Source organism: Photobacterium sp. DNB23_23_1 (genome assembly GCF_052873815.1).
The window spans coordinates 1-206 of sequence record NZ_JBNNXT010000155.1 but is presented as its reverse complement, the minus strand read 5'-3'; the positions used below and the strand labels follow the sequence as shown (position 1 = coordinate 206).

Genomic DNA, 206 nt, shown 5'->3' with positions numbered 1-206 from the left:
AGCTCAGTTGGTAGAGCAGTTGACTTTTAATCAATTGGTCGCAGGTTCGAATCCTGCACGACCCACCATCTTCTCCTCGGAAGATGGCAGTTTTGATTTCACTTTTACAAAAGTGGAAATAAACTGAATTCGGAGGGCGATTAGCTCAGTTGGGAGAGCACCTCCCTTACAAGGAGGGGGTCACTGGTTCGAGCCCGGTATCGCCC

The 206-nt window shown here is 49.5% G+C and carries 1 tRNA gene; it reads left to right on the top strand.

The annotated features are described in order from the left end of the window. The first annotated feature begins 134 nt into the window (after positions 1-134). A tRNA-Val gene (locus ACVA53_RS25200) sits at positions 135-206 on the top strand.